We start from the raw sequence: 23,031 nt of genomic DNA, 5'->3' as shown, positions 1-23,031 counted from the left end.
CTCCCCCACCCGACAGGTCGCGCCCCTCCGCGGCCCGCTCCGAGGAGTCCCCTGTGGACCGAGCACGCCAACGTCGGCGGCGCCATCCGATCCTGGCGGTACTGGCCGCCTTCGCCGGCCTGGTGGCGGCCCTGCTGCCGGCCGTCACCGCCCATGCGGCGACCACCGCCACCGTCTACTACAAGCCCTCCGCCGGCTGGACCACCGTCGATCTCCACTGGGCGCCCACCGGCGGCAGTTGGACCACCTCGCCCGGCGTCCCGATGGCCGCCGCCTGCACCGGCTGGGTCGCGCTGACCGTCGACCTGGGCGCCGCGTCCGGACTGCAGGCCACCTTCACCAACGGCGCCGGCGCCTGGGACAACAACGGCGGCGCCAACTACCGGCTGTCCAGCGGCACCAGCGCCGTCTCCGGCGGCACGGTGAGCACCACCGACCCGTGCGCGGCAGCCGCCCCCACCTCGGCCACCGTGTACTACTGGACGGCGAGCCGGAACTGGCCCGCCCACTACCTGCACTGGGCGCCGAGCGGCGGCAGTTGGACCACCGCCCCCGGCACCCGGATGGCCGCCGCCTGCACCGGCTGGGTCGAGCTGACCGTCGACCTGGGCGCCGCCACCACCTGGCAGGCCACCTTCAACAACGGCAACGGCACCTGGGACAACAACAACAGCGCCAACTACCGGCTGGGAACCGGCAATTCCACCGTCCGCGACAAGGTGGTCACGGCCCGGGCCACCGACCCGTGCGCCGCGGTCGTCCCGGACACCACCGCCCCCACCGTCCCGACCGGCGTCACCGCCACGGCCACCGGCACCGGCGCGGTGCTGACCTGGAACGCCGCCACCGACGACACCGGCGTCACCGGCTACCGACTCACCCGCACCGGCGGCACCAGGGGCAGTTCGGTGGTGGACACCTCCTCCACCGTCTGGTCCGAGACCGGACTGGAGGCCGCCACCGCGTACTGCTGGACGGTCAGTGCGCGGGACGCGGCCGGCAACACCTCCGCCGCGTCGACGGCCGGGTGCGCCACCACCGGCACCGCTCCCCCGCCGGCCGCCGCCGGCACCCCGCTCGGCGGCGATCCGCGCAAGGACCCGATCTACTTCGTGCTGACCGCCCGGTTCAACGACGGCGACAGCTCCAACAACCGCGGCGGCAGCCAGGACGTGAAGTCCGGGAACGCGGCCAACGGCGACCCGATGTTCCGCGGCGACTTCAAGGGCCTGGTCCAGAAGCTCGACTACATCAAGGGCCTGGGCTTCTCGGCGATCTGGATCACCCCGGTCGTCCTCAACCGCTCGGACTACGACTACCACGGGTACCACGGCTACGACTTCTACCGGGTCGACCCCCGGCTGGAGTCGGCCGGCGCCTCGTACCAGGACCTGATCAACGCCGCCCACGCCAAGGGCATCAAGATCTACCAGGACGTGGTCTACAACCACAGCTCCCGCTGGGGCGCCAAGGGCCTGTTCACCCCCACCGTGTACGGCGTGCGCGACTCCCAGTGGTCCTGGTACTACGACAGGCCGAACGTCGACTTCGGCTACGACGGCCTGTCCGTCGACCCGGTCTCCGGCAAGTCGTACTACAACGGCGACCTCTGGTCGACCGCCGAGCCGGCCGGCAACACCTGTCTCAACTGGGGTGTGCCGACCGGCGCCAGGAGTGCCGAGGGCTACACGATCTACAACTGCCAGTGGCCGAACCCGACGTCCGGCATGTTCCCCAAGGCGCTCTACCACCAGTGCTGGATCGGCAACTGGGAGGGCGAGGACTCCCGGTCGTGCTGGATCCACGAGGACCTGGCCGACTTCGACACCGAGAGCCCGGTGGTCCAGCAGTACCTGATCGGCGCGTACGACAAGTACATCGACATGGGGGTGGACGGGTTCCGGATCGACACCGCCGTCCACATCCCCCGGGTCGCTTGGAACCGGCGCTTCCTGCCCGCCATCCACGACGAGGTGAACCGGAAGTTCGGTGCCGACAAGGCCGGGAACTTCTTCGTCTTCGGTGAGGTCGGCGCCTTCGTCAACGACAAGTGGAACCGTGGCTCGGTCGACCACTCGGCGCAGTTCTACACCTGGAAGGAGCGCAAGGAGTACACCTCGGACGATGTGCAGGCCGCGCTCGACCAGTACGCCTACGAGGAGCAGCTCGGCCCCGGCAACCAGCCGACCACCACCAACGCCTTCCTCGACGGCAACAGCTACCACGCGCCGGACCACTCCATGTTCAGCGGCATGAACGTCATCGACATGCGGATGCACATGAACTTCGGCGACGCGTCCAACGCCTTCAACAACGGCAAGGACTCCGACGACAGCTACAACGACGCCACCTACAACGTGGTGTACGTGGACAGCCACGACTTCGGGCCGAACAAGTCGAGCACCCGCTACGCGGGCGGCACCGACGCCTGGGCCGAGAACATGGCACTGATGTGGACCTTCCGCGGCATCCCGACGCTGTACTACGGCTCCGAGATCGAGTTCCAGGCCGGCAAGCAGATCGACTGCGGGCCGACCTGCCCGCTGGCCACCACCGGCCGGGCGTACTACGGGGACAAGGTTGCGGGCAACGTCACGGCTTCGGACTTCTCGGTGATCTCGGCAGCCGACGGAGCCGTCGCCACCACGCTCCAGCAGCCGCTGGTCAAGCACGTACAGCGGCTGAACCTGATCCGCCGGGCGGTGCCCGCCCTGCAGATGGGCCAGTACTCCACCGCGGGGGTCAGCGGCGACATGGCGTTCAAGCGCCGCTACACCGACGCGGCGAGCGGGACGGACAGCTTCGCGCTGGTCGCGGTCACCAATGGCGCCACGTTCACCGGGATCCCGAACGGCACGTACCGGGACGCCGTCACCGGCGACGTGCGCACCGTCACCGGCGGCAGCCTGACGATCGCCGCCTCCGGCAAGGGCAACCTGCGGGTGTACGTGCTCGACCTGGGCGGGAAGAACGCCGCCCCGGGCAAGGTCGGCACGGACGGACCCTACCTCCACTGACCGCGGCGGTCCGCTAGGTTGGGGGGTGCGGCCGGGCCCGGCCGCACCCCCCCGTGACCGCCGTTCAGAGGAGCCGAGACGATGACCGCGCCCCTGCCGGGTTTCGCCGGCCGCACCTACCTCTTCGAGGTCGACAACGGTGCCGCGTTCCGCAACGCCTACTCCGCGGACGGGACGCGGCTGCGCTGGGAGGGCCTCGGCGAGTCGGCCGGCCAGTGGGAGGACGTGAAGCTGCACGTCGCCGAGGTCGCGCCGCGGATCTACTTCGTCAGCTGGACCGAGACGAGCGGCATCACGGTCAGCCATGTGATGGACCTCAACACCCTCACCGTGAAGGTGTTCTGGACCTGGGAGGGCGAGGGCGGCCGGGTCGGCGAGCTGCACACCGGCCGGCTGACCCCGGCCTGAGCCGCAGGCCGGCCGCCTCCTACGCCTTGAGGTGCTGGGAGAGAAACTCCAGCGCGGGCGGCAGCAGCTTGGTCCAGGTCTGGAAGTTGTGCCCGCCCTCTGGGACGCTGGCCACGGCCACCGTCATCGGCGGGTGGGCCGCGGCGGTGAACGCGTCGGTCTCCTTGCGGAAGTCGCCGTCGCCGTGCTCGGCGCCGGCCAGCATCAGCGAGACGGCGGGCTGCGGACGGTTGGTCAGCCGCCACATCAGGTCGGCCTCGTCCCGTCGCTGCTGGCTGCCCTTGAACAGGTCGCCGGTGGAGACGTCCTCGGCGGCCTTGAGGTAGCCGGAGATCGAGGCCGCGCTGGGGAGCGCCTCGGGGTGGCGCATCGCGAGCTTCAGCGCGCAGTAGCCGCCGGTGGAGTTGCCCATGATGCCCCAGCCCTGCGGGTCGGCCGAGACCCGGTAGGAGAGGGCGACCGAGCCGGGCACGTCCTCGGCGAAGTAGGTGGCCGACCGGGGGCCGTCCTGGACGTCCTCGCACTCGGTGTCGGCGGGCATCGCGGGCGAGGGCCGCATCAGCACCAGCACGGTCGGCTGCATCCGGCCGCTCAGGTTCAACTGGAGGGCCGCGCCGGGGTAGTTGAGCCGGGTGATCAGGTTCTTGGCGTCGCCGGGGAAGCCGGTCATCACGATCACCGCGGGGAACTTGCGGTCCTGGTACTGCGGCTGGAAGTACTGCGGCGGCAGGTAGACGTACCCGTCGGTGGACAGCCCGCTGCGCGCCCCGGCGAGGCGGACCGTACGGATCTCGCCGACCACCTTCGGGTCGCGGCCCTTGCCGCCGCTGTCGACCGCCTCCCGGCCGAGCTCCTGGACCGGCAGCGGGGGGCCGTGCGTCGGCTCGGGGGTGGGCTGCTCGCTCGGCGCGGGGGTCGCGACCGGCCCGGCGGTCGCACCCACGGCCTTGGTACGGACGTCGACCGGGCCGTTGTTGCCGGTGCCGAGCAGGTCGTCCCAGCTGCTGTAGAAGGCGAAGTAGTTGTTGGCCAGCAGGCCGAGGACGGCGAGCAGCGCGAACTGGGTGCCGAGCAGCATGCCGAGCCGGCCGAGCACCGCCCGCCAGCCGCGCCGGGCCAGCGCCGGCCACCACCAGATGGTGGCGGTCACCGCGACCACTGCGATCTCGATCGCGAACAGCAGCAGTGTGCGGCTGGTCAGCCCCATGTCCCCGTTACTCCCCTGCCCGGCCGCGCGGGGGGTCGCCCCGCCGCGGTCACAACAACCGGTCAAGTATGCACGCCGACGGACCGTGCCGAACGCCGCCCCAGCCGGTTCCCGGTCCAGACCACGGCGGCGCCCACCGCCACGAACAGGACGGTGATCATCGCGCTGGCGACCGCCACCCGGCCGTAGCCGTGGGGCCGGCGCGGGTCCAGGAAGGGGTACGGGTACCAGTCGACCGCGGCGCCGCGCAGCAGGCTGTAGACCAGGTAGAGCAGCGGGAAGGCCAGCCAGAGGACGGCCCGGCGCCAGGCGATCCGGCGCCGCGGCGGGGTGATCAGCCAGTCGGCGAGGTGGACCGCGGGCATCAGCTTGTGCAGCACCGCGTTGACCCACGGCAGCTCCAGCGGAAGGTGGTAGCCGGCGAGCAGCACGGCGTACACCACACCGGTGACCGTCATGCAGAGCACCACCGCGCCGCGGACCGGGTCGGGTACGCCGCGCCGGCCGAGCAGGCCGAGGGTGCCGCCGGTCAGCAGCACCACCGCGCCGGCCATGTTGCTGAGGTCGGTGAAGTAGCTGAAGAAGTTCACCAGCGAGGCATGCCGGGTGCACACGTGGTACGCCTGCACGCCGAGCGCCACGGCGGCGAGCAGGCCGAACGCGAGCCGGCCGAGGTTGACTGCGCGTTCCCGCATGCTGGGCCGGCCTCCCGACGTTCCCTCAGGTCGGGACATCATCGGCCGCGGCCGCGCCCGGCCGGCGGCAGGCCGACCGGGCGCGGCGGGGTGTTCACCCGCTCGGCGGGCCGCCGGAGCGGTCGGGCCGCCGGAGCGGTCAGGGGCGCCGGGGCGGTCAGCGCAGCCGGCGGAGCTTGAGCACGCTGTCCACCCAGACCATCGGCCGGCCCTCGGGGTCCGTACCGGTGCGCTCGGTCTCCTCCTTGCGCAGCGTCTCCCAGTCCCCGGCCGGCAGGTCGAGCGCGGCGAGCACCTCGTCCGGACCGGGCAGCGCGACGGCCCGCTCGGGCTGCGCGGACCAGTGCGGGACGCCGGTGTGGCCGACGACCAGCAGCACTCCGCCGGGGGCGACGGCCTCGGCCGCGCCGCGCAGGATCCGCTCCCGGGGCAGTTCGACCTCCGAGTGCAGGAAGTGGGCGGAGACCAGCTGGTGGCCGCCGTCCGGGAGGCCGTCGGCCAGGTCCTGGAGCCGCCACTCGATCCGTTCGGCGACGCCCGCCTCGCGGGCGTGCTCGGCGGCCCGGCCGAGGGCGACCTCGGAGATGTCCACGCCGGTCACCCGCCAGCCCTGCCGCGCCAGCCAGACCGCGTCCGCGCCCTCGCCGCAGCCGAGGTCCAGGGCCGAGCCGGGGACGAGGTCCGCGCTCTCGCGCACCAGCGCCGCGTTGGGGGCGCCGCTCCAGATCCGCTCGCTGCGCCGGTAGCGGGCGTCCCAGTACTCCGAGGGCGTACCGGCGGCCGCCTCCTCGGGGTGGCGCTCGCGCGGGTGGTCGTGGTGGTGCTCGTGGCGGTGGGCGTGGTGGGTGTCGGTCATGGGTGTCTGCCTCCGTTCACCCGCGATCCTCGGACCGGGGTGGTACGGATGCCAAGAAAACTTGCCGATCCGGCAAAGGCGGCGGGCCCGGCGGACGGCGGGGAACGAGCGGCTCAGACCGGGACGACGGCCACCGGGCAGTGCGCGTGGTGGAGCACGGCGTGCACCGCGGTGCCCAGCCGCAGGCCGAAGTGCGGGGCCGGCCGGTGCCGGGAGATCACCAGCAGGGAGGCCCGCTTCGACTCCTCGACCAGAGTCGCCGCGGTGGCCCCGGCCAGTTGGCGGGTCTCCACCACCAGGTCCGGGTACTCCTCGATGACCGGGTCGCAGGTGCGCCGCAGCAACCCCTGGTGCAGCCGGGACTCCTCGCCCAGTTCGTCGACCATCGGCGCCATGTGTCCGACGTCGGCGACCACCGGGGACCAGGTGTGCAGCGCCTCGACCGGCAGCCCGCGGCGGGCGGCGGCCTCGCAGGCGAAGCGCAGGGTGGCCGCGTCCCGCTCGTCGCGGACCGCGACCAGCACCCGCCCGCCCGGGTCGACCGGCCCGCGGACCACCACCGCCGGGCAGCTGGTGTGGGCGGCGACCCGCAGGCTGACCGAGCCCAGCATCAGCGCGGCGAAGCCGCCGTGGCCGCGGGTGCCGACGACGGCCAGTTCGCTGTGCTCGGCGGCGGTCAGGATCGCCTCGGCGGCGTCCCGGGGCACCACGTCACCGGTCAGCCGCAGGGTCGGATGGGCGGCGCGGAGCTTGTCCATCGACTCGGTCAGCAGTGTCTCGGCGTCGCGCAGGATCAGGTCGGTGACGGCGGCGCCGGTGCGCGGCGAGAGGGTGACGGTCCCGGTGTTGACGGCGTGCACCAGGTGCAGGGCGCGGTCGCGCAGGCCGGCCTCCCGGGCGGCCCACTCGGCGGCGGCCTCGGCGTGCGCGCTCCCGTCGATGCCGGCCACCACGCCGGCGGGGGTCCTGCTGTTCATGATCGGCTCCCGGAGCGGTCCAGAGCCCCCGCTACCAGGATGCGACGACCGGCCCCGGTCCGCGAGGGTGCCCTCTCCCCCACTGTGCGGCGCCTACGGTCGGGAGGCCTGCCACTCCTCGTGGTACTCCTGGAAGATCTCCCGCAGGTGGTGCCCGATCTTGAGGTAATCCAGGTCGTCGAGGTTGGCCAGCGAGACCCGGACCGACCACGGCGGCCCCTCGAAGCCGCCGCCGTTCAGCAGCACCACCCCGGTCTGCCCGGCGAGCCGGAACAGCGGCTCGGTCGGCTCGTACGTCCGCTCCAGGTAGTGGGCGAACTCCCGGCCGGCGAGCTGCTCGGCCCAGGCCAGCAGGTCGATGTCGATGTAGTACGCGGCCCGCTTCGGGTCGTCGGAGATCCGCAGCTCCGAGCCCTCCAGCAGCAGGCCCAGCCGCTGCCGGACGATCCCCTGCACCTTCGCCTTGTACGCCTTGCCCTCGGGCATCAGCGCGAACAGCGAGAACAGGGTCATCTGGGCCTGCTGCGGCAGCGACAGCCCGGCCGTGTGGTTGAGCGCGACCTGCCGGGAGTCGGCGACCATCCGGTCGATGAAGCGCAGCCGGCCGGGCTCCAGGGTGAGCGAGCCGTACCGCCGGGCCAGCCGGTCCTGCTCGGCGGCGGGCAGCTCGGCGATCATCCGGTCGATCACGTTGCCGCGGTGGAGTCCGACGACGCCGAGCCGGTGGCCGGTGGCGCCGTAGTGCTTGGAGTACGAGTAGACCAGCAGGGTGTTGCGGGGCAGCTCGGCGGCGAGCGAGCGGAAGCCGTCCACGAAGGTGCCGTAGACGTCGTCGGTGAGGATGATCAGGTCGGGGTTGCCGGTGGCCACGATCCGCTTGATCTGGTCGGCGACCCGCCGGGAGAGTTCGAGGGAGGGCGGGTTGCTGGGGTTGACCAGGCAGACCAGCCGGATCGAGGGGTCGGCGAGCTTGGCGACCTCCTCGGTCGGGTAGCGCCAGCCGCGCACGCCGGTCTCCACGAAGCTGGACGCCTCGACGCGCACCACCTCGAAGGCGTAGTCCGCCAGTCCGGGGATCTCGATGTACGGGGTGAACAGCGGCACCATCAGGGCGATCCGGTCGCCCCGGTGCAGGATGCCGTTGCGCAGCAGCGAGTCGAAGACGTAGCACATCGCGGCGGTGCCGCCCTCGGTGGCGAACACGTCCAGCCGGTCGGCCGGGGGCCGGCCGTCCATCAGCTCCTCGTGCAGGTAGCCCACGACCACCTGCTCGGCGTGCACCAGCATGCGGTCCGGCACCGGGTAGTTGTCGCCGATCGTCGCGTCGGTCAGCTCGTGGACGAACGCCTCCCGGTCGAAGCCGAAGCGCTCGACGGCCAGGGCGACCGACTCGGTGAGTAGCTCGATGCCGGGCAGGTCCGGGTGGGTGCGGGCGAAGCGGTCGTAGCGGGCGGCGATCCCGTGCCGTTCGGGCATGCCGCCGAGGTTGTCGGCGGTCCATACCCGGCGGCTCTCGGCGAGGGCGAAGTGGCCGAGCGCCAGCATCGCCTCGCGCGGTCCGGTGGCGACCCAGTTGGGGTTGCCGCGGCCGGCGTTGAGCATGTTGGTGGTCGACCTGGCCTTCTGGCCCGGCCGGTCCTCCTGGTACGCCCGGGCGAGCCGGATGAACTCGCCCTTCAGCTCGAACGGGCTCAGCCGGGAGAGCCGCCGGATCTCCTCGCGGCTGATCGACGGTTCGGTCATGTCAGCCGCTCCGCCAGGACCGCGGCGTGGCTGTGCTCCGGGTCCTTCACCGCCGTCAGCAGGGTGAGCCGGCGGGAGCGGGCGAGGGTACGCAGCCGGTCGGCCTCGCGGGCCGCCTCGGGGGCGGCCAGCTCCGCCTCGTACCGGCGGACGAACTCCTCGTGCGTGGCGTGCGGGCCGTGGTACCAGCGGCGCAGTTCGGTGGAGGGGGTGAGCGCCTTGGGCCACTCGTCGATCGCCGCGTCCTCCTTGCGCAGGCCGCGCGGCCACAGCCGGTCCACCAGGACGCGGACCCCGTCGCCGTCCTCGGGCGGGTCGTAGACCCGGCGCACACGGATGCTCATGACCCCACGGTAGGTCCGCGCCGCCCGGCGCCCCGGACGCCCCGCTCCCGGCGTGTCCGGTCACCAGGCGAACGCGTGCGCCGGGTTGGTGACCAGGATGCGGGTCGCGGCCGGTTCGCCGAGTTCGGCGGTGATCCGCGGTCGCAGGGTGCGCGGCAGGTGGGCCGGGCCGGGGTTGCCGCGGGCCGCCGCGGTGGTGGTGTCGCCGCCGAGCAGCAGGCGGTCGAGGTGGCCCGCGTCGGCGAGGGAGACCAGGCAGTCGAACAGGTGGTGGTCGGTGGCGTGGTGGGTGCGTGACGGGCCGTCGAAGGCGAGGTAGGCGCCGGCGTCGGCGAGCCGCCGGTGCAGTCGCAGGTCGGGGAAGCGGCCGAGGTGCCCGAGGATCACCCGGTCGGGCGCCACACCGTGGGAGTCGCAGAGCAGGTCGAGCACCTCGTCGGCGGCCGTGCCCAGTTCGTGGTGGACGGCGATCGGCGCGCCGGTGGCGTGGTGTGCCTCGGCGGCCGCGGCCATGGTGCGGCGGGCGTGGGCGTCCAGGCCGTGGTAGCCGCCGGCCACCTTGATCAGTCCGGCCCGCGGCCCGTCGCCGGTCAGCTCGGCGACGAACAGGGCGGCGAGGTCGAGCCCGCGCAGCGTCCGGGGGTCGTAGTGGACGGCCTGGTGCAGCCCGGTGGCGGCGACCAGGTGGACGCCGGTGGCGCGGGAGAGCGTCACCAGGTCGCGGCGCCGGCGCCCCATGCCGTACGGGGTCCACTGGACCAGGGCCTGCCCGCCGTGGGCGGCGAACTGCCGCAGTTCGGCCTCGGCCGCGACCGGGTCGGCGAGTTCCTGGCCGGGGAGCAGGGGGCTGCGCAGGAAGAGGTGGTCGTGGGCGTCGCAGAGGCCGAGCCGTTCGGGCGGGAGCTCGCCGAGGACGGTCCGGACGGTGGCGGTCACTCCTGACCCCCGGCTTCGGCTCCGGACTCGGCCTTGGCTTCGGACTCGGCTTCGGCTTCGGCCTCGGCGAACGCGGCGGAGGCCACCCGCAGGGCGGCGAGCGCCTTCGGCACGCCGACGTACGGGGCGAGGTGGACGAAGGACTCGGTGATCTGCTCGGGGGTCATCCCCAGCCGCAGGCTGCTGCGGACGTGGCCGTGCAGCTGCGGTTCGACCCCGCCGAGGGCGGCCAGCGCGGCCAGGGTGAGCAGTTGGCGTTCGCGCGGTTCGAGGCCGGGGCGCTGATAGGTACCGCCGAACAGGCTGGTGACGATCCAGTCGGGGAAGCCGGGGGCGAGCCGGTCGAGCGGCCCGAGGGTGGACTGCCGGGTGGCCGGGTCCATCAGGGTGGCGAGGACGTCGTACCCGGCGGCCCGGTCGAGGGTGGCGGGGGTGAGCGGTTCGGGGTTCACAGGTCGCGGATCTCCGGCCGGGAGAGGTGGAGCACCCGGTAGCGGGTGCCGTGGTCGGGGGCGTCGTGGTGCCAGAGCGTGAAGCGGGTCAGCTCCCAGCGCTCGGGGTCGAGGGCGACCGCGGCGGCGCACAGGCCGGGCCGGTCGCCCAGTCCGGCGAGGGCGGCGTCGAGCGCCTCCCCGGCGTCCTCGGTCTCGGGGACGGGCCGCTGCTCGCGGACGGCCGTGGTCGGTTCCCGGTCGGCGGCGGGGCCGAGGTGGAGCCCGGCGGCCAGCCAGTGGCGGACCGGGGGGCGGCCGAAGTCGGCACTGAGCGTACGGAAGCCGGGGCCGCGCAGAAACTCGGTCATCCCGGCGCCGGTGCGCCACAGGTAGAAGGGGGCGTACTGGTTGACCGGCGAGCCGGCGACGCCGCGTTCGCGGACCAGGTAGGCCTTGAAGGCGAGGCCGGGGAAGTCGTCCAGCAGGTGCCCCTTGGCGGCCACTCGTTCCCGGATGATCCCCATGTCGTAGTCGGCGGGCAGGGTGAACTCGTACTGCATGGCGTGCACGGTCAGGGCTCCCGTCGGTCGGCGGCGAGCAGGGCGAGGGCGCCGCGGACGGCCTGGTGGAACGGCTCCTCGTCGCCGGCGGCGCGGGCCAGCACGTAGCCGCCCTGGACCACGGCGGCGATCGCGGCGGCGGTGTCGGCCGGGTCCAGCGCGGCGGGGAACTCCCCGGCCGTCTGCCCCTCGGCGACCAGGTCGGCGAGCCGGCCGCGCAGCCAGGCGAAGGTCTCCTCGACCGGTGCGCGCAGCTGCGGGTCGGCGATCACGTCCGGGTCCTGCGCCATCCGGCCGATCCGGCAGCCGCGCAGGGCGTCGCGCTCGCGCAGCAGGTACCCGGCGATCCGCTGGTAGGCCGTGCCCGGCCCGTCCAGCTGGGCGGCCGCGGCGGCCCGCAGCTCCTCGGCGCTGCGGCCGAGGGCGGCGGCGGCCAGGTCGGGCTTGCCGGTGAAGTGGTGGTACATGCTGCCCTGGCCGGCGCCGGCCCGCTGCTGGATGGCCTTGGGACTGGTGCCGACGTAGCCGCGTTCCCAGAGGAGTTCCTGGGTGGAGGAGATCAGGCGGTCCTGGGTGCTCATGGTCGTACATACTAGTAGGTACAGAACCCGCGGCGGAAGGGCCCCGCGCCCGGGGCGGGTGGCTCAGCTGCGCAGCAGGACGGCGGCCAGCGGGACGAAGCCGACCCCGTCGCCGGAGGTGTCCCCGCCGCTGATCCGGCGGAGCATGGCGACGGCGATCCGCTCGCCCTGCGCCTTGGCCCGCTCGGCCAGCGGCCCGGCGTACAGCCCGTCGACCGCGGCCTGCCACAGCTGCACCCAGCGGCCGAAGTGCTCGGCGGTCAGCGGACGCCCGCGGTGCAGTTCGCGGTGCGGCGCGAAGGCGTTGCGGCGGTAGTCCGCCGTGCGCAGCAGGGCGCTCTCCCAGAAGTCGGTGATGTGCGGGAGGTGGCGCTCCAGGTCGAAGCCGGCCCCTCCGGCGAAGTACGGGCCGATCAGCGGGTCGGCGGCGGCCGCCGCGTAGAAGCGGCGCAGCAGCGGGTCGAGGTCGGCCCGGTCGGCGATGTCACGCTTCTCCACGCGGGGCTCCTCTGCTGGGACGGCCCCTCCAGGCTACGGTGGCCCCCGACCGGCCGGACAGGGACGTTGGTCCCGGTCCCGGTCCCGGGTGCCGGGTGCCGGGGCTGGCAGGATGGGCGCCATGACCTACCTCGCCGCAGATGACCGCTACGCCACGATGACCTACCGCCGCGCCGGGCGCAGCGGCGTCCAGCTGCCCGCCGTCTCGCTGGGCCTGTGGCACAACTTCGGTGACACCCAGCCGCTGCAGATCCAGCGGGCGGTGCTGCGCCGCGCCTTCGACCGCGGCATCACCCACTTCGACCTGGCCAACAACTACGGCCCGCCGTACGGCTCGGCGGAGAAGAACTTCGGCACCCTGTTCGCGCAGGACTTCCGCCCGTACCGGGACGAGCTGTTCATCGCCTCCAAGGCCGGCTTCGACATGTGGCCGGGCCCGTACGGCGACGGCGGCAGCCGCAAGTACCTGCTGGCCAGCCTGGACCAGTCGCTGGGCCGGATGGGCCTGGACTACGTGGACGTCTTCTACTCGCACCGCTACGACGCGACCACGCCCCTGGAGGAGACCATGGGCGCGCTCGACTCCGCGGTGCGGGCGGGCAAGGCGCTGTACGCGGGCATCTCCAACTACCCGGCCGAGCAGCACCGGGAGGCGGTGGCGATCCTGCGCGAGCTGGGCACGCCGGTGCTGCTGAACCAGGCCCGCTACTCGATCCTGGACCGGGGTCCGGAGGAGGGCCTGCTGGAGGCGGTCGGTGACACGCAGACCGCGCTGATCGCCTACTCCCCGCTGGCCCAGGGCCTGCTGACCGACCGCTACCTGAGCGGCGAGGTGCCGGTCGGCTCCCGGATGTCGGTCGGGCACTTCCTCAAGGAGGAGGCGCTGAGCGGCGCCAAGCTGGACCAGCTGCGGGCGCTGAACAAGGTGGCCGAGCGGCGCGGCCAGACGCTGGCGCAGCTGGCGCTGTCCTGGGTACTGCGGGACGAGCGGGTGGTCTCGGTGATCATCGGCGCCAGCAGCGTGGCGCAGCTGGACCAGAACATCGACGCGCTGGCCGGCGGTCCGCTGACCGACGAGGAGCTGGCGGAGATCGACCGGCTGAGCCGGTGAGCCGGGCCGCGGGGGGTGCGGGGCCGGGTGGCCCGGCACCCCCCGCGGTGTGTCAGGCGGCGGGGGCGTACTTGTAGCCGACCCGACGGACCGTCACGATCGTGTCCCGGTGCGCCGCGCCGAGCTTGCGGCGCAGCCGGGCGACGTGGACGTCGACCGTCCGGCCGTCGCCGATGTGGCCGTAGCCCCAGACGGCGGTGACCAGGTGGTCGCGGGTGTGCACCCGGTGCGGGTGTGCGGTGAGGTGCGCGAGCAGCTCGAACTCCAGGTAGGTGAGGTCGAGTTGGTGCCCGTCGACGTGGGCGGTGCGCCGGTCGGTGTCCACGCTGATGCCGTGGCCGGCGGGGGCCGCCGGTCGGCGCCGCAGGGGCGCGAGGACCTCCGGCCGGTCGTCCCGCGGCTGGTCGGCGGCCGTCTCCGGCGCGGCCGGGACGAGGACCAGGTAGCCGACCATCGGCTGCCGTCCGGTCTCGCCCAGGTGGGCGCCGAGCTGGGCGAGCAGGGCCGGCGGCAGCGCGGACTGCGGCAGGGCGGCGACGACGGTGGCGCCTTCGGGCAGCCCGGCGATCCCGGCCGGGGCGACGGGCAGGACGGTGGGCGGGACGGCGGCCGGCCGCGGGGCGGGCTGGTGCCACCGTTCGGCGGGGACGGAGCGGACCGCGCGCAGGTGCGGGGTCGCGGAGGGAACGGTCAGGGTGGCGGTGGAGGAGGACATGGGGCAGCTCTTTCGCGCGGAACGGACGGGTGGGTGCGTCTGCGCGTCGAAACGGTGCTGCGGAGGCGGGTGACGGAGGGTCAGGCCGCCGCAGGCCGGGACGCGCGGGTCGAACCCGGACACGTCTGGTCGAAGAGGTGCGGCTGTCGGGACGGCCAGAACGGCTCGAGGTCGAAACGGGCCTCGACGCCGTCCGGGGCGCGGTGCGCGGGCGGGATCGGATTCACTGCTCTCTCCGGATCGGGACGGACGCGGCGGAACGCCGGAGACCGGCCCGGCCTCGGGAACGGCCGGGCGCGGCGGAGAGTCAGCGACAGCAGGCGCTGCAGATCAGGGCGAGATCGATGTACCGGCGGACGGTGAGCGCCGGGACGACCGGGGCGGGCACGGCGGTGGCGTGCAGCGGCGACGCGGTCATGGGCCCTCCCCCCGGGTGACGATGTGAAGTCCTGCCGAGCCTAGCGTACCCAGGCGTGCTGGACGAGCCGGATCAGGAGCTCCTTGCTGTCCTCGCGGCTGCGGGCGTCGCAGAGCAGCACCGGCACCGACTCACCGAGGTCGAGTGCGGCCCGGACGTCGTCCGGCGCGTACACCTCCGTCCCCTCGAAGCAGTTGACGGCGACCACGAAGGGGATGCCGCGCTGTTCGAAGAAGTCGACCGAGGGGAAGCAGTCGGCGAGGCGGCGGGTGTCGGCGAGCACCACGGCGCCGAGCGCGCCGCGCGCCAGCTCGTCCCAGACGAACCAGAACCGGTCCTGCCCGGGGGTGCCGAACAGGTAGAGGGCGAGGCCGGGACGCAGGTCGATCCGGCCGAAGTCCATGGCGACCGTGGTGGTGCGCTTGGCCTCGACCCCGTGGGTGTCGTCGACCGGGCGGCCGCGCTCGCTGAGCACCTCCTCGGTGCGCAGCGGGCGGATCTCGCTGACCGCGCCGACCAGGGTGGTCTTGCCGGCGCCGAAGCCGCCGGCGACCAGCACCTTGAGCGCGGTGGTGCCCCACAGGGCCTGGTGGGAGGCGGGTGCCGACGGTGCGTCGGTCGCGGTGTCAGAGTGCGCGGAGGCCATTGATCACGTCTCGCAGCAGGCGCTCGTCCAGGTGCTGGGCGAGCTGGACGGGTCGGGTGACGCTGATCAGCTCGGCGTCGTGGAGGTCGCCGAGCAGGACGCGGACGACGCTGACCGGCAGGTCGGTGTACGAGCCCAACTCGGCGACGCTGAGCGGCTCGTCCCGGCACAGGCCGAGGATGGCGTGGTGCTCGAGGTCGAGGTGCAGGTCACCGACGCCCGACCCGGCCGGTCCGGCCGGGCCGACGGCGGTGACCAGGGAGATCAGGTCGAAGAGTCCGTCGTCGACCGGCCGCGCGCGGCCGCGGGTCATCGAGAACAGTCGGACCACCGGGCCCGCGTCGTCGTCGAACCAGCGGTCGTCGACGGGGGTCCGGGGGGTGAACAGGTCGAGCACCGGCTCGGCGGCGTCCTCGTCTCCCATCGGCTCGCTCATCGGCTCCCTCATCTCCCGGGCGGAGCGTTCTCGGTCCTCGGCTCGGCGGCCAGGTGCTCGCCGACCCGCTTCACCAGCAGCGCCATCTCGTACGCGATCTGGCCCACGTCGGACTCGGCGTCGCTGAGCACCGCCAGGCAGCTGCCGTCGCCCGCCGAGGTGATGAACAGGAACGCCTCGTCCAGCTCGACCATGGTCTGCCGGACGCCGCCGACGTCGAAGTGCCGTCCGGCGCCCTTGGCCAGGCTGTGGAAGCCGGCGGCCACGGCGGCCAGGTGCTCGGCGTCCTCCCGGCCGAGGCCCTGGGAGACACCGGTGGCAAGCCCGTCGCTGGACAGGATCACCGCATGCCTCAGCGTCGCGACCCGGCCGACCAGGTCGTTGAGGAGCCAGTCGAGGTCCCCGGACGGCTGTGATGTTGCGGTCATGATTCGGTTCCTTCTGCGTGAGCGGGCGGTGCGGGTGGAGCGGGTCGTACGGGTCGTGCCTCGGGCGCCGGGACGGCGGGACGGATCGGGGCGGCCGGCAGCGCCTGCGGGACGGGCGCGGACGGCAGCGCGACCCGCAGCCGGACCGCCGGCGTGGGCGGGGCCGGCGCCGGGACGGGCGCGGAGGCGCCGTCCGGCTCCGGGGGGTTGCGGACCACGGTGAGCGAGGCTGGCTGGAGCCGGTCGCCGCGGCCGCGGGCGAAGCCGCGCTGGAAGGAGGCGAAGGTGGCCCGGGCCTCCTCGGGGCTGCGCTCGCGGGACTGCTCGGCCCCGTCCTCGACGGCGGCGGCCTTCAGCTGCGGGGCCAGGTTGGCCTGCCGGACCCGGCGGGGCAGCAGTCCGCCGGCCACCGGGGCCTGCTCGGCGTCGGGTTCGGTCGCGGGCCGGGTCGCGGCCGCCGTCGGCACGGGGGCCGGGGTCGGCTCGGCCGGAGCGTCGGCGCGGCGGTGCCGGCCGGTGCCCGCCTCGGCCGCCGCGGCGGACGCGGCGCGCCGCCGGGGCAGCCCGCCGGGGGTGTCGGCCGGTTCGGGCGCGGACGGGCGCGGGCCGCCCAGCTGCGCCGGGCCGATCGCGTGCGCCCGTCCGGTGCGGGCGGGCTCGCCGCCGCCGACCGGGGCGGCCGGGGTGCGCCGGTGCCCGTTGTCCTCCGGGACGGCCGAGCGGGGCGCCTCGGGCGCCATGTCGGAGGCCTCGGCAAGCAGTTCGCGCGGGACCAGGACGATCGCCGAGGTGCCGCCGTACGGCGACGGCCGCAGGTGCACCCGGATGCCGTGCCGGCGGGCCAGCCGGCTGACCACGAACAGGCCCAGCCGGTCCGTGTCGGCGAGGTCGAACTCCTGCTCCACCGCGAGCCGCTGGTTGATCTCCTCGAGCGCCTGCTCGCTCAGGCCGAGGCCGCGGTCGTCGATCTCCAGCGAGAAGCCGTGCGCCACCACCTCGCCCTGGACCGTGACCTGGGTGTGCGGCGGGGAGAACACCGCCGCGTTCTCGACCAGTTCGGCGATCAGGTGGGTGACGTCGGCGACCGCGCTGCCGAGCAGGCCGGTGCCGGGGAAGGGCCGGACGATCACCCGGGCGTAGTCCTCGACCTCGCCGACCGCGGCGCGCACCACGTCGACCATCCGCACCGGCTTGCGCCAGGCCCGGCCGGGCGAGCCGCCGGACAGGATGATCAGGCCCTCGGCGTGGCGGCGCATGCGGGTGGTGAGGTGGTCGAGCCGGAACAGGTCCTCCAGCTCGCGCGGGTCCTCGGTGCGGCGCTCCATGGTGTCGAGCAGGGTGAGCTGGCGGTGCAGCAGCACCTGGCTGCGGCGGGCCAGGTTGACGAAGACCGCGGAGACGCCGCGGCGCAGCTCGGCCTGTTCGACGGCGGCCTCCACGGCGACCCGCTGCACGTCGGTGATGGCGCGGCCGACCTGGCCGATCTCGGCGGTGCCGAAGTCGAGTCCGGGGACCTCGGCGGCCACGTCCACGGCCTCGCCGCGGCGCAGGCGCAGCATCACCGAGGGCAGCCGGTTGCCGGAGAGGTCCAGGGCGGCGTTGCGCAGGCCGATCAGCTCGCGGGCCAGGCGGCGGCCGATCCGGAAGGAGATCAGCACCGAGAGGATCACGGCGCCGAGGCCGGCGGCGCCGGCGATACCGCCGCGGACCAGCGAGTTGACCGCGTAGGAGCGGGCCTGGTCGCCGATCCCGGCGGCCATCCGGCTGTTCAGGTCGGCGAGGTCGGCGAGGACCCGGTCGGCGTTGTCGTGCCAGGGGTCGGTGGGGCCGCTGTGCACCTCGGTGACCCGGTTGGGGGCGTCCTCGAAGGCCTGCTCGGCGGTGGCCAGCTCGGTCCAGGCCTGGCTGTTGCGCAGGGTGTTGTACTCGATCTGGTCCGGCCGGTCGAGCTCGGCGACGTAGATCCGGAACAGCGCCTGCTGGCTGTGCAGGGCGTCCAGGGCGGCCTGCATCTTGCGGTCGTCCGGGTTGGCGGTCAGCCGCAGCGCCTGCATGGCGGCGGCCTCCCGGGAGAGGTACTCGCGGGCCCGGACCAGCTCGACCAGGATGGTGCCCTGGCGGGGCAGGTTGCCACTCTGCTTGGCGACGAAGGCCGAGCGGAAGGTGAACACCGGCTGGATCAGGTCGCTGTAGTCCTTGAGCGCGCCGTCCCAGCTCTGCCGTCCCTGCTGGATCGGGCTGCGCACGCCGGCGAGCTGGTCGCCGAGGGTCAGGATGTCCTGGAAGCGGCCGCGCTGGTCGGTGTCCAGCTTCCGGTAGTCGCTGCCGTTCGCCTGGAAGCGCAGCAGCTGCAGGTCGCGGTCGGTGACCGTCTGGGCCTGCTGGTAGGTGTCGGCGGCGGTCTTCGAGCCCGGCTCGGCGAGCCGCAGCACGGCGGCCCGGCGCTCCACCTGCAGATCGCGGGCGTACTGGTCGGCCGGGTTGCCGAGGGCGCGGTAGGTGGCGCTGAGGTCGAGCTGGCCCCACACGTCTCCGGTGGTCACCAGCACCGCGTACGCCCACAGTCCACCGAGCGCCACGATGGGCACCAGGAGCAGCGCGATGATCCTCGCGCGGATCGAGCTGCGGCGCAGGCGCATGGGGTCCTCGGTCAGGGGGGTTGCCGGGCGGGGACGGGAGTGCGGTACGAGCTGCGCGAGCCTACTACGGTGCCGACACCCGTTCGAGGGGTGAATGGGCGTTTCCCCGAAGACCTGTCCGGTACGTCCCGAAATGCCACCGGCGGACCCCCGTACGGGGCCCCCACCTGCGGCACTGCGCGCCGCTGCGGGTGCCGTCGGGAACCGCCTCGTCCTGCGAGTCTGGGCAGGGCCGCGGCGATCCGGTAACTTCGCTGCAATCCGCTCCGCGGGGCGCTGCGGGCGTCCGACCCGGGGCGTCGGATCGGGGGTATCGTGCGCGAGATCAGCAGCCCCGCCCTTCCGGCGGCGGTGACCGGCGGACTCGCCGACTCGGTGTACGACTGGGCCGAGCGCGAGCCGGGGCTGGTCCAGCTCTCCCGCCGGGACGGCGAGGGCTGGCGGCCGGTGACCGCGGCGGAGTTCCGCCGCGAGGTGCTGGCGCTGGCCAAGGGCCTGCTCACCCGGGGCGTGCGCTACGGCGACCGGGTCGCGGTGATGTCGGCGACCCGCTACGAGTGGACCCTGTTCGACTACGCGCTCTGGTCGATCGGCGCGATCCCGGTCCCGGTGTACCCGACCGCCGCGGCCGAGCAGGTCCGCTGGATCCTCGCCGAGACCGCCGCGGTGGCCTGCGTGGTGGAGCACGAGGACCACGCGATGACCGTCGGCGCGGTCTGCGACGCGCTGCCCGAACTCACCGGCATCTGGCAGCTGGACCGCGGCTGCGTGGAGGACCTGGTCGAGGACGGCCGCGGGGTGCCGGACGCGCTGGTCCACCGTCAGCGCCTGGGCGTGGGCCCGGAGAGCGTGGCCACCGTCATCTACACCTCGGGCACCACCGGCCGTCCCAAGGGCTGCCTGCTCACCCACGGCAACTTCGCGGCCGCCGCGGACGCGCTGCTCGGCGGCTGGGCGGAGGTGTTCCGCGACACCGGCGGCGGCGAGCCGGGCACCCTGCTCTTCCTGCCGCTCGCCCACGTCTACGGCCGGATGGTCCAGGTGGCGGCCGTCCGCGGCGGGATCCGGATCGGCCACCACGGAGTGCTCTCCACCGACTCGCTGCTGCCCGCGCTGGCCTCCTTCCGGCCGACCTTCCTGCACGCGGTGCCGTACATCTTCGAGAAGATCTACCAGCGCGCCCGGGAGGCCGCCGAGGCCGACGGCCGCCTGGACCTCTTCGAACAGGCCGCGGAGACGGCCACCAGCTGGGCCGCCGCCCGCGAGCAGCGCGGCCTCGGCCACGGTCCTGGCCCCGGCCCGGCGCTGCGGATCAGACACGCGGCCTACGACCGGCTGGTCTACTCCCGGCTGCGCGCGGTCCTCGGCGGCCGGGTCCGCAACGTGATGTGCGGCGGCTCCACGCTCAGCCGCGAACTCGGACTCTTCTTCGCCGGCGCCGGCATGACGGTCTACGAGGGCTACGGGCTGACCGAGACCACCGCGGCGATCACCGCCAACCCGCCGGGCCGCCCGCGGTTCGGCACCGTCGGCAAGCCGGTACCGGGAGCGTCGGTGGCGATCGGCGAGGACGGCGAGGTGTGGGTCCGCGGCGGCGGCGTCTTCGGCGGCTACCTCAACCACCCGCGCTGCACCGAACAGGCCCTGTACGACGGCTGGCTGGCGACCGGCGACATCGGCTCGCTGGACGAGGACGGCTACCTCACCATCACCGGCCGCAAGAAGGAACTGATCGTCACCAGCAGCGGCAAGAACCTCGCCCCCGGCCAGCTCGAGGAGCGGGTCCGGGCCCACCCGCTGATCGCCCAGTGCCTGGTGGTCGGCGACGACCGGCCGTACGTGGCCGCGCTGGTCACCCTGGACGCGCAGGCACTGAGCCACTGGTTGAAGACCCACGGCCGCGAACAGCTCGACATCTGGTCGGCGCTGGCCGACGAGGAGCTGCACGCCGAGATCCAGCGGGCCGTGGCGGCGGCCAACACCACCGTCTCGCGCGCCGAGTCGATCCGCGCCTTCCGGCTGCTGCCCAAGGAGTTCACCGTCGAGGACGGCCTGCTGACCCCGTCCCTGAAACTCCGTCGGCACGCCATCGCGGACCGCTACGCCGCGGACATCGAGGAGCTCTACGCCGGATAGCGGATCTCGGCGGGCCGATGCCCGGATTCCCTTGACCACGGATATTGGTCCAGTCCATTGTGTGGCCTCGGCGCGGGTGCGGCTCGCCGGCCGCTCCCGCCCCCTCCGGGAGCAACCCCCTGTCTCTCCTCCCCCACACAGGAGTTGCTCCATGTCCAGAGCCCTGCGACGCCTCGCGTCCGGCGCCTCGGCCACCGTCCTGGCCCTGCTCGCCGCCGGCTCCCCCACCATGGCGGCCACCGCCGACGCGGCCACCACCGGACCGGCCGTCAATCTGGCGACCAACCCCGGCTTCGAGATCCCCACCCTGCCGCTGGCCGACTGGGGCTCGATCCCCGGCTGGCACTGCGCGCCCGGCGAGGCCGCCCTCGGATCCGCCGCCCACGGCGGCGCCTCGGCCCTCACCGTCACACCGGCCACCGACGACTCCACCGGCGAGTGCACCCAGACCCTGGCCGTCCGGCCCGCCACCACCTACACCTACTCGGCCTGGGTGCACGGCTCGTACGTCTTCCTCGGCGCCACCGGCACCGGGCACGACGTCGCCCCCGCCTGGACCCCGGGCACCGGCGACGGCTGGCAGCGGCTCACCACCACCTTCACCACCGGCGCCGACACCCGCTCCGTCCGGCTCCACCTGCACGGCTGGTACGGGCAGGGCCCGTGGGCCGCCGACGACGTCCAGGTGGACGGGCCGGCGCCGGAGCCGGTCGGGGCCGTCGGGAGCGTCCCCACCACCGACCCGGTCGTCTTCGTCACCATCGACGACGGCTGGCAGCGCACCCCGGAGGCAGCCCGGCTGATCGCCGACCGGCAGGTGCCGGTGACCGCCTTCCCGCTGCCCATGCCGGAGGGCTTCGAGCCCGACTGGTTCCGGCAGGTCACCGCCGTTCCCGGCTCCTCGATCCAGGACCACAGCGTCTCCCACCGCGACCTGACCACGCTCTCCCCCGCCGAACAGCAGGCCGAGATCTGCGACGCCCGGGACGCCGCGGCCGACCGCTTCGGCACCGTGCCGACCGTCTTCCGGCCGCCGTACTTCGCCTGGAACGCCGACACCCTCCAGGCCGCCGCCAACTGCGGCATGCACCAGGTACTCACCGCCAGCGCCGACTTCAGCTGGGGCGCCGCGAACGTCTACCACGGCGGTGCACTGCAGCCCGGCGACGTGATCCTGCTGCACTTCACCGACACGCTGGCCGCCGACCTCCAGCGCGCGCTGGACGCCGCGGCCGCCGCCGGCCTGCACCCGGCCGGCCTGGTCGACCACCTGCACTGACCCCCGGTCGGACGGACAGGGGCCGTGCCCGCGGACGGGCCCGGCCCCTGCTCCTCGCTCCCGCTCCTTACACGCCGGCGGAGAACGCCGGCAGGTAACCGCCGGACTGGCCGGCCGCGTTGGGGTGGTAGCTCTCGTCGATCGGCAGCGTGGTGGAGTTCAGCCACCGGGTGCCGCTGCCGCAGATCTCGTGCGAGGCGAACAGCCCGCGCACGTCCTCGAAGGTGAAGCCCGCGTTGGCGACGCGCTTGGCGATCACGTCGTCCAGGACGTCGGCCGCGCCGTTGATCGCGTTGCGCTTGGTGTCGGAGATCCCGAAGATGCAGGAGCCCGGCACCTTGTAGAGGTGGGGGTAGCCGAGCACCACGACATGGGCGCCCGGCGCCTTGCCGTGGATCGCCGAGTAGACCTGGTCCAGCAGCCCCGGCAGGGTGTTGGTGGCGTACTGCTTCGCCGCCGCGACCGCGTTCAGGCAGGCGCTGTCGCTGTCCAGCACGCAGGTCTGCATGGTCGAGGCGAAGCCGGCGTCGTTGCCGCCGATGGTGATCGAGACCAGGGTGGTCGAGCTGTCCAGGATGCCGAGCTGACTGTTCAGTACGTCGCCGGTCTTCGCGCCCGAGCAGGCGGCGTCGGCGAAGGCGGAGGGGGCGTGGGCGGTCTTCCAGAGGTACGGGTAGGAGTTGGTGCTTCTCTTGCAGCTGCCGCTCTCGCCGGTGTAGCTGCCGGCACCGACACCGGAGGAGTACGAGTCCCCCAGCGCGGCGTAGCGGACTCCGGCCGCCGAGGCACTGCCGGCGGCGGCGACGAGGGTGGACAGGGAGAGGAGGATCGCCGTGGTGGCGACGGACACGGCACGAGCAGGGCGCATGGAGCACCTCCACGAAAGTGACGCGGGTCACACTTTTGATACCAAGCAGTAGCCTGGCTGGGAAGCGCTCATGCCAAGATTTGTTGACGCCGTGTCGGA

General features: G+C 73.6%; 22 protein-coding genes. 5 read left to right on the top strand and 17 right to left on the bottom strand.

Annotated elements, in window-relative coordinates; translation table 11 throughout:
• Positions 1 to 53: 53 nt before the first annotated feature.
• Together FHR36_RS08095 and FHR36_RS08090 are read left to right on the top strand one after the other, a co-directional pair.
• Positions 54 to 3,017, top strand: a complete 2,964-nt coding sequence (locus FHR36_RS08095; protein ID WP_253795211.1) for a carbohydrate binding domain-containing protein — start codon at positions 54 to 56, stop codon at positions 3,015 to 3,017.
• 81 nt (positions 3,018 to 3,098) lie between these two features.
• Complete coding sequence (locus tag FHR36_RS08090; RefSeq protein WP_253795209.1) at positions 3,099 to 3,425, top strand: MoaF-related domain-containing protein; 327 nt, start codon at positions 3,099 to 3,101, stop codon at positions 3,423 to 3,425.
• A gap of 19 nt (positions 3,426 to 3,444) precedes the next feature.
• On the opposite strand, the gene FHR36_RS08085 is transcribed toward FHR36_RS08090, so the two are convergent.
• From FHR36_RS08085 to FHR36_RS08035, 11 genes are all read right to left on the bottom strand, one after another.
• On the bottom strand, positions 3,445 to 4,632 hold the full coding sequence (locus tag FHR36_RS08085) for an alpha/beta hydrolase (protein WP_253795207.1): 1,188 nt from the start codon (positions 4,630 to 4,632) through the stop codon (positions 3,445 to 3,447).
• A 62-nt stretch (positions 4,633 to 4,694) separates the two neighbouring features.
• Positions 4,695 to 5,327 (bottom strand): Pr6Pr family membrane protein, encoded by a 633-nt coding sequence (locus FHR36_RS08080; protein ID WP_253795205.1) that lies wholly within the window; start codon positions 5,325 to 5,327, stop codon positions 4,695 to 4,697.
• A 157-nt stretch (positions 5,328 to 5,484) separates the two neighbouring features.
• A complete protein-coding gene (locus FHR36_RS08075; protein ID WP_253795203.1) occupies positions 5,485 to 6,183 on the bottom strand; it encodes an SAM-dependent methyltransferase in 699 nt (232 codons plus the stop codon).
• 113 nt (positions 6,184 to 6,296) lie between these two features.
• The gene (locus FHR36_RS08070) at positions 6,297 to 7,160 is read right to left on the bottom strand and encodes a universal stress protein (protein WP_253795201.1); all 864 of its coding nucleotides are present in this window, start codon (positions 7,158 to 7,160) and stop codon (positions 6,297 to 6,299) included.
• A gap of 93 nt (positions 7,161 to 7,253) precedes the next feature.
• Positions 7,254 to 8,903, bottom strand: a complete 1,650-nt coding sequence (locus FHR36_RS08065) for a bifunctional aspartate transaminase/aspartate 4-decarboxylase (RefSeq protein WP_253795199.1) — start codon at positions 8,901 to 8,903, stop codon at positions 7,254 to 7,256.
• Positions 8,900 to 9,247, bottom strand: coding sequence for a DUF488 domain-containing protein (locus FHR36_RS08060; protein WP_253795197.1), 348 nt, complete (start codon positions 9,245 to 9,247; stop codon positions 8,900 to 8,902). The genes FHR36_RS08065 and FHR36_RS08060 overlap by 4 nt, the downstream gene beginning before the upstream one ends.
• 60 nt (positions 9,248 to 9,307) lie before the next feature.
• A complete protein-coding gene (locus tag FHR36_RS08055; protein ID WP_253795196.1) occupies positions 9,308 to 10,183 on the bottom strand; it encodes a phosphotriesterase family protein in 876 nt (291 codons plus the stop codon).
• On the bottom strand, positions 10,180 to 10,635 hold the full coding sequence (locus FHR36_RS08050; RefSeq protein ID WP_253795194.1) for a carboxymuconolactone decarboxylase family protein: 456 nt from the start codon (positions 10,633 to 10,635) through the stop codon (positions 10,180 to 10,182). The genes FHR36_RS08055 and FHR36_RS08050 overlap by 4 nt, the downstream gene beginning before the upstream one ends.
• A complete protein-coding gene (locus FHR36_RS08045) occupies positions 10,632 to 11,186 on the bottom strand; it encodes a DUF4865 family protein (protein WP_253795193.1) in 555 nt (184 codons plus the stop codon). The genes FHR36_RS08050 and FHR36_RS08045 overlap by 4 nt, the downstream gene beginning before the upstream one ends.
• Positions 11,187 to 11,188: 2 nt before the next feature.
• Positions 11,189 to 11,758: a TetR/AcrR family transcriptional regulator gene (locus tag FHR36_RS08040; RefSeq protein ID WP_253795192.1), complete on the bottom strand. Its 570-nt coding sequence runs from the start codon at positions 11,756 to 11,758 to the stop codon at positions 11,189 to 11,191.
• A 63-nt stretch (positions 11,759 to 11,821) separates the two neighbouring features.
• On the bottom strand, positions 11,822 to 12,256 hold the full coding sequence (locus FHR36_RS08035; RefSeq protein WP_253795191.1) for a group III truncated hemoglobin: 435 nt from the start codon (positions 12,254 to 12,256) through the stop codon (positions 11,822 to 11,824).
• A gap of 121 nt (positions 12,257 to 12,377) precedes the next feature.
• On the opposite strand from FHR36_RS08035, the gene FHR36_RS08030 reads away from it, so the two are divergent.
• Entirely contained in the window at positions 12,378 to 13,367 is a 990-nt protein-coding gene (locus FHR36_RS08030) for an aldo/keto reductase (protein WP_253795190.1), read from the top strand.
• A 52-nt stretch (positions 13,368 to 13,419) separates the two neighbouring features.
• Here FHR36_RS08030 and FHR36_RS08025 read toward each other — a convergent pair whose 3' ends face one another.
• The 5 genes from FHR36_RS08025 to FHR36_RS08005 form a co-directional block, all read right to left on the bottom strand.
• A complete protein-coding gene (locus FHR36_RS08025; RefSeq protein ID WP_253795188.1) occupies positions 13,420 to 14,082 on the bottom strand; it encodes a winged helix-turn-helix domain-containing protein in 663 nt (220 codons plus the stop codon).
• A gap of 458 nt (positions 14,083 to 14,540) precedes the next feature.
• The gene (locus tag FHR36_RS08020) at positions 14,541 to 15,146 is read right to left on the bottom strand and encodes a GTP-binding protein (RefSeq protein ID WP_253795186.1); all 606 of its coding nucleotides are present in this window, start codon (positions 15,144 to 15,146) and stop codon (positions 14,541 to 14,543) included.
• Positions 15,127 to 15,582: a DUF742 domain-containing protein gene (locus FHR36_RS08015; RefSeq protein ID WP_253795183.1), complete on the bottom strand. Its 456-nt coding sequence runs from the start codon at positions 15,580 to 15,582 to the stop codon at positions 15,127 to 15,129. Before FHR36_RS08015 ends, FHR36_RS08020 begins: the two co-directional genes overlap by 20 nt.
• A gap of 8 nt (positions 15,583 to 15,590) precedes the next feature.
• The gene (locus FHR36_RS08010; RefSeq protein ID WP_253795182.1) at positions 15,591 to 16,010 is read right to left on the bottom strand and encodes a roadblock/LC7 domain-containing protein; all 420 of its coding nucleotides are present in this window, start codon (positions 16,008 to 16,010) and stop codon (positions 15,591 to 15,593) included.
• On the bottom strand, positions 16,007 to 18,649 hold the full coding sequence (locus FHR36_RS08005) for a sensor histidine kinase (protein WP_253795181.1): 2,643 nt from the start codon (positions 18,647 to 18,649) through the stop codon (positions 16,007 to 16,009). Before FHR36_RS08005 ends, FHR36_RS08010 begins: the two co-directional genes overlap by 4 nt.
• Positions 18,650 to 18,964: 315 nt before the next feature.
• On the opposite strand from FHR36_RS08005, the gene FHR36_RS08000 reads away from it, so the two are divergent.
• Together FHR36_RS08000 and FHR36_RS07995 are read left to right on the top strand one after the other, a co-directional pair.
• On the top strand, positions 18,965 to 20,785 hold the full coding sequence (locus FHR36_RS08000) for an AMP-dependent synthetase/ligase (protein WP_253795179.1): 1,821 nt from the start codon (positions 18,965 to 18,967) through the stop codon (positions 20,783 to 20,785).
• Positions 20,786 to 20,936: 151 nt separating this feature from the next.
• Positions 20,937 to 22,064, top strand: coding sequence for a polysaccharide deacetylase family protein (locus FHR36_RS07995; protein ID WP_253795177.1), 1,128 nt, complete (start codon positions 20,937 to 20,939; stop codon positions 22,062 to 22,064).
• Positions 22,065 to 22,131: 67 nt separating this feature from the next.
• Here FHR36_RS07995 and FHR36_RS07990 read toward each other — a convergent pair whose 3' ends face one another.
• Positions 22,132 to 22,932, bottom strand: a complete 801-nt coding sequence (locus FHR36_RS07990) for an SGNH/GDSL hydrolase family protein (protein ID WP_253795175.1) — start codon at positions 22,930 to 22,932, stop codon at positions 22,132 to 22,134.
• Between the last annotated feature and the right edge of the window lie 99 nt (positions 22,933 to 23,031).

The organism is Kitasatospora cinereorecta (assembly GCF_024172095.1).
Taxonomy (GTDB): domain Bacteria; phylum Actinomycetota; class Actinomycetes; order Streptomycetales; family Streptomycetaceae; genus Kitasatospora; species Kitasatospora cinereorecta.
Note: the sequence above shows the minus strand (reverse complement) of the source record. Positions and strands in the feature narration are given on the sequence as shown.

Coding starts and splice junctions, on each gene's coding strand:
- FHR36_RS08070 (WP_253795201.1), bottom strand. CDS start 7,160: ATGAACAGCAGGACCCCCGCCGGCGTGGTGGCCGGCATCGACGGGAGC.
- FHR36_RS08075 (WP_253795203.1), bottom strand. CDS start 6,183: ATGACCGACACCCACCACGCCCACCGCCACGAGCACCACCACGACCAC.
- FHR36_RS08025 (WP_253795188.1), bottom strand. CDS start 14,082: ATGTCCTCCTCCACCGCCACCCTGACCGTTCCCTCCGCGACCCCGCAC.
- FHR36_RS08020 (WP_253795186.1), bottom strand. CDS start 15,146: ATGGCCTCCGCGCACTCTGACACCGCGACCGACGCACCGTCGGCACCC.
- FHR36_RS08085 (WP_253795207.1), bottom strand. CDS start 4,632: ATGGGGCTGACCAGCCGCACACTGCTGCTGTTCGCGATCGAGATCGCA.
- FHR36_RS08005 (WP_253795181.1), bottom strand. CDS start 18,649: ATGCGCCTGCGCCGCAGCTCGATCCGCGCGAGGATCATCGCGCTGCTC.
- FHR36_RS08030 (WP_253795190.1), top strand. CDS start 12,378: ATGACCTACCTCGCCGCAGATGACCGCTACGCCACGATGACCTACCGC.
- FHR36_RS07995 (WP_253795177.1), top strand. CDS start 20,937: ATGTCCAGAGCCCTGCGACGCCTCGCGTCCGGCGCCTCGGCCACCGTC.
- FHR36_RS08015 (WP_253795183.1), bottom strand. CDS start 15,582: ATGAGCGAGCCGATGGGAGACGAGGACGCCGCCGAGCCGGTGCTCGAC.
- FHR36_RS07990 (WP_253795175.1), bottom strand. CDS start 22,932: ATGCGCCCTGCTCGTGCCGTGTCCGTCGCCACCACGGCGATCCTCCTC.
- FHR36_RS08080 (WP_253795205.1), bottom strand. CDS start 5,327: ATGCGGGAACGCGCAGTCAACCTCGGCCGGCTCGCGTTCGGCCTGCTC.
- FHR36_RS08065 (WP_253795199.1), bottom strand. CDS start 8,903: ATGACCGAACCGTCGATCAGCCGCGAGGAGATCCGGCGGCTCTCCCGG.
- FHR36_RS08040 (WP_253795192.1), bottom strand. CDS start 11,758: ATGAGCACCCAGGACCGCCTGATCTCCTCCACCCAGGAACTCCTCTGG.
- FHR36_RS08090 (WP_253795209.1), top strand. CDS start 3,099: ATGACCGCGCCCCTGCCGGGTTTCGCCGGCCGCACCTACCTCTTCGAG.
- FHR36_RS08060 (WP_253795197.1), bottom strand. CDS start 9,247: ATGAGCATCCGTGTGCGCCGGGTCTACGACCCGCCCGAGGACGGCGAC.
- FHR36_RS08010 (WP_253795182.1), bottom strand. CDS start 16,010: ATGACCGCAACATCACAGCCGTCCGGGGACCTCGACTGGCTCCTCAAC.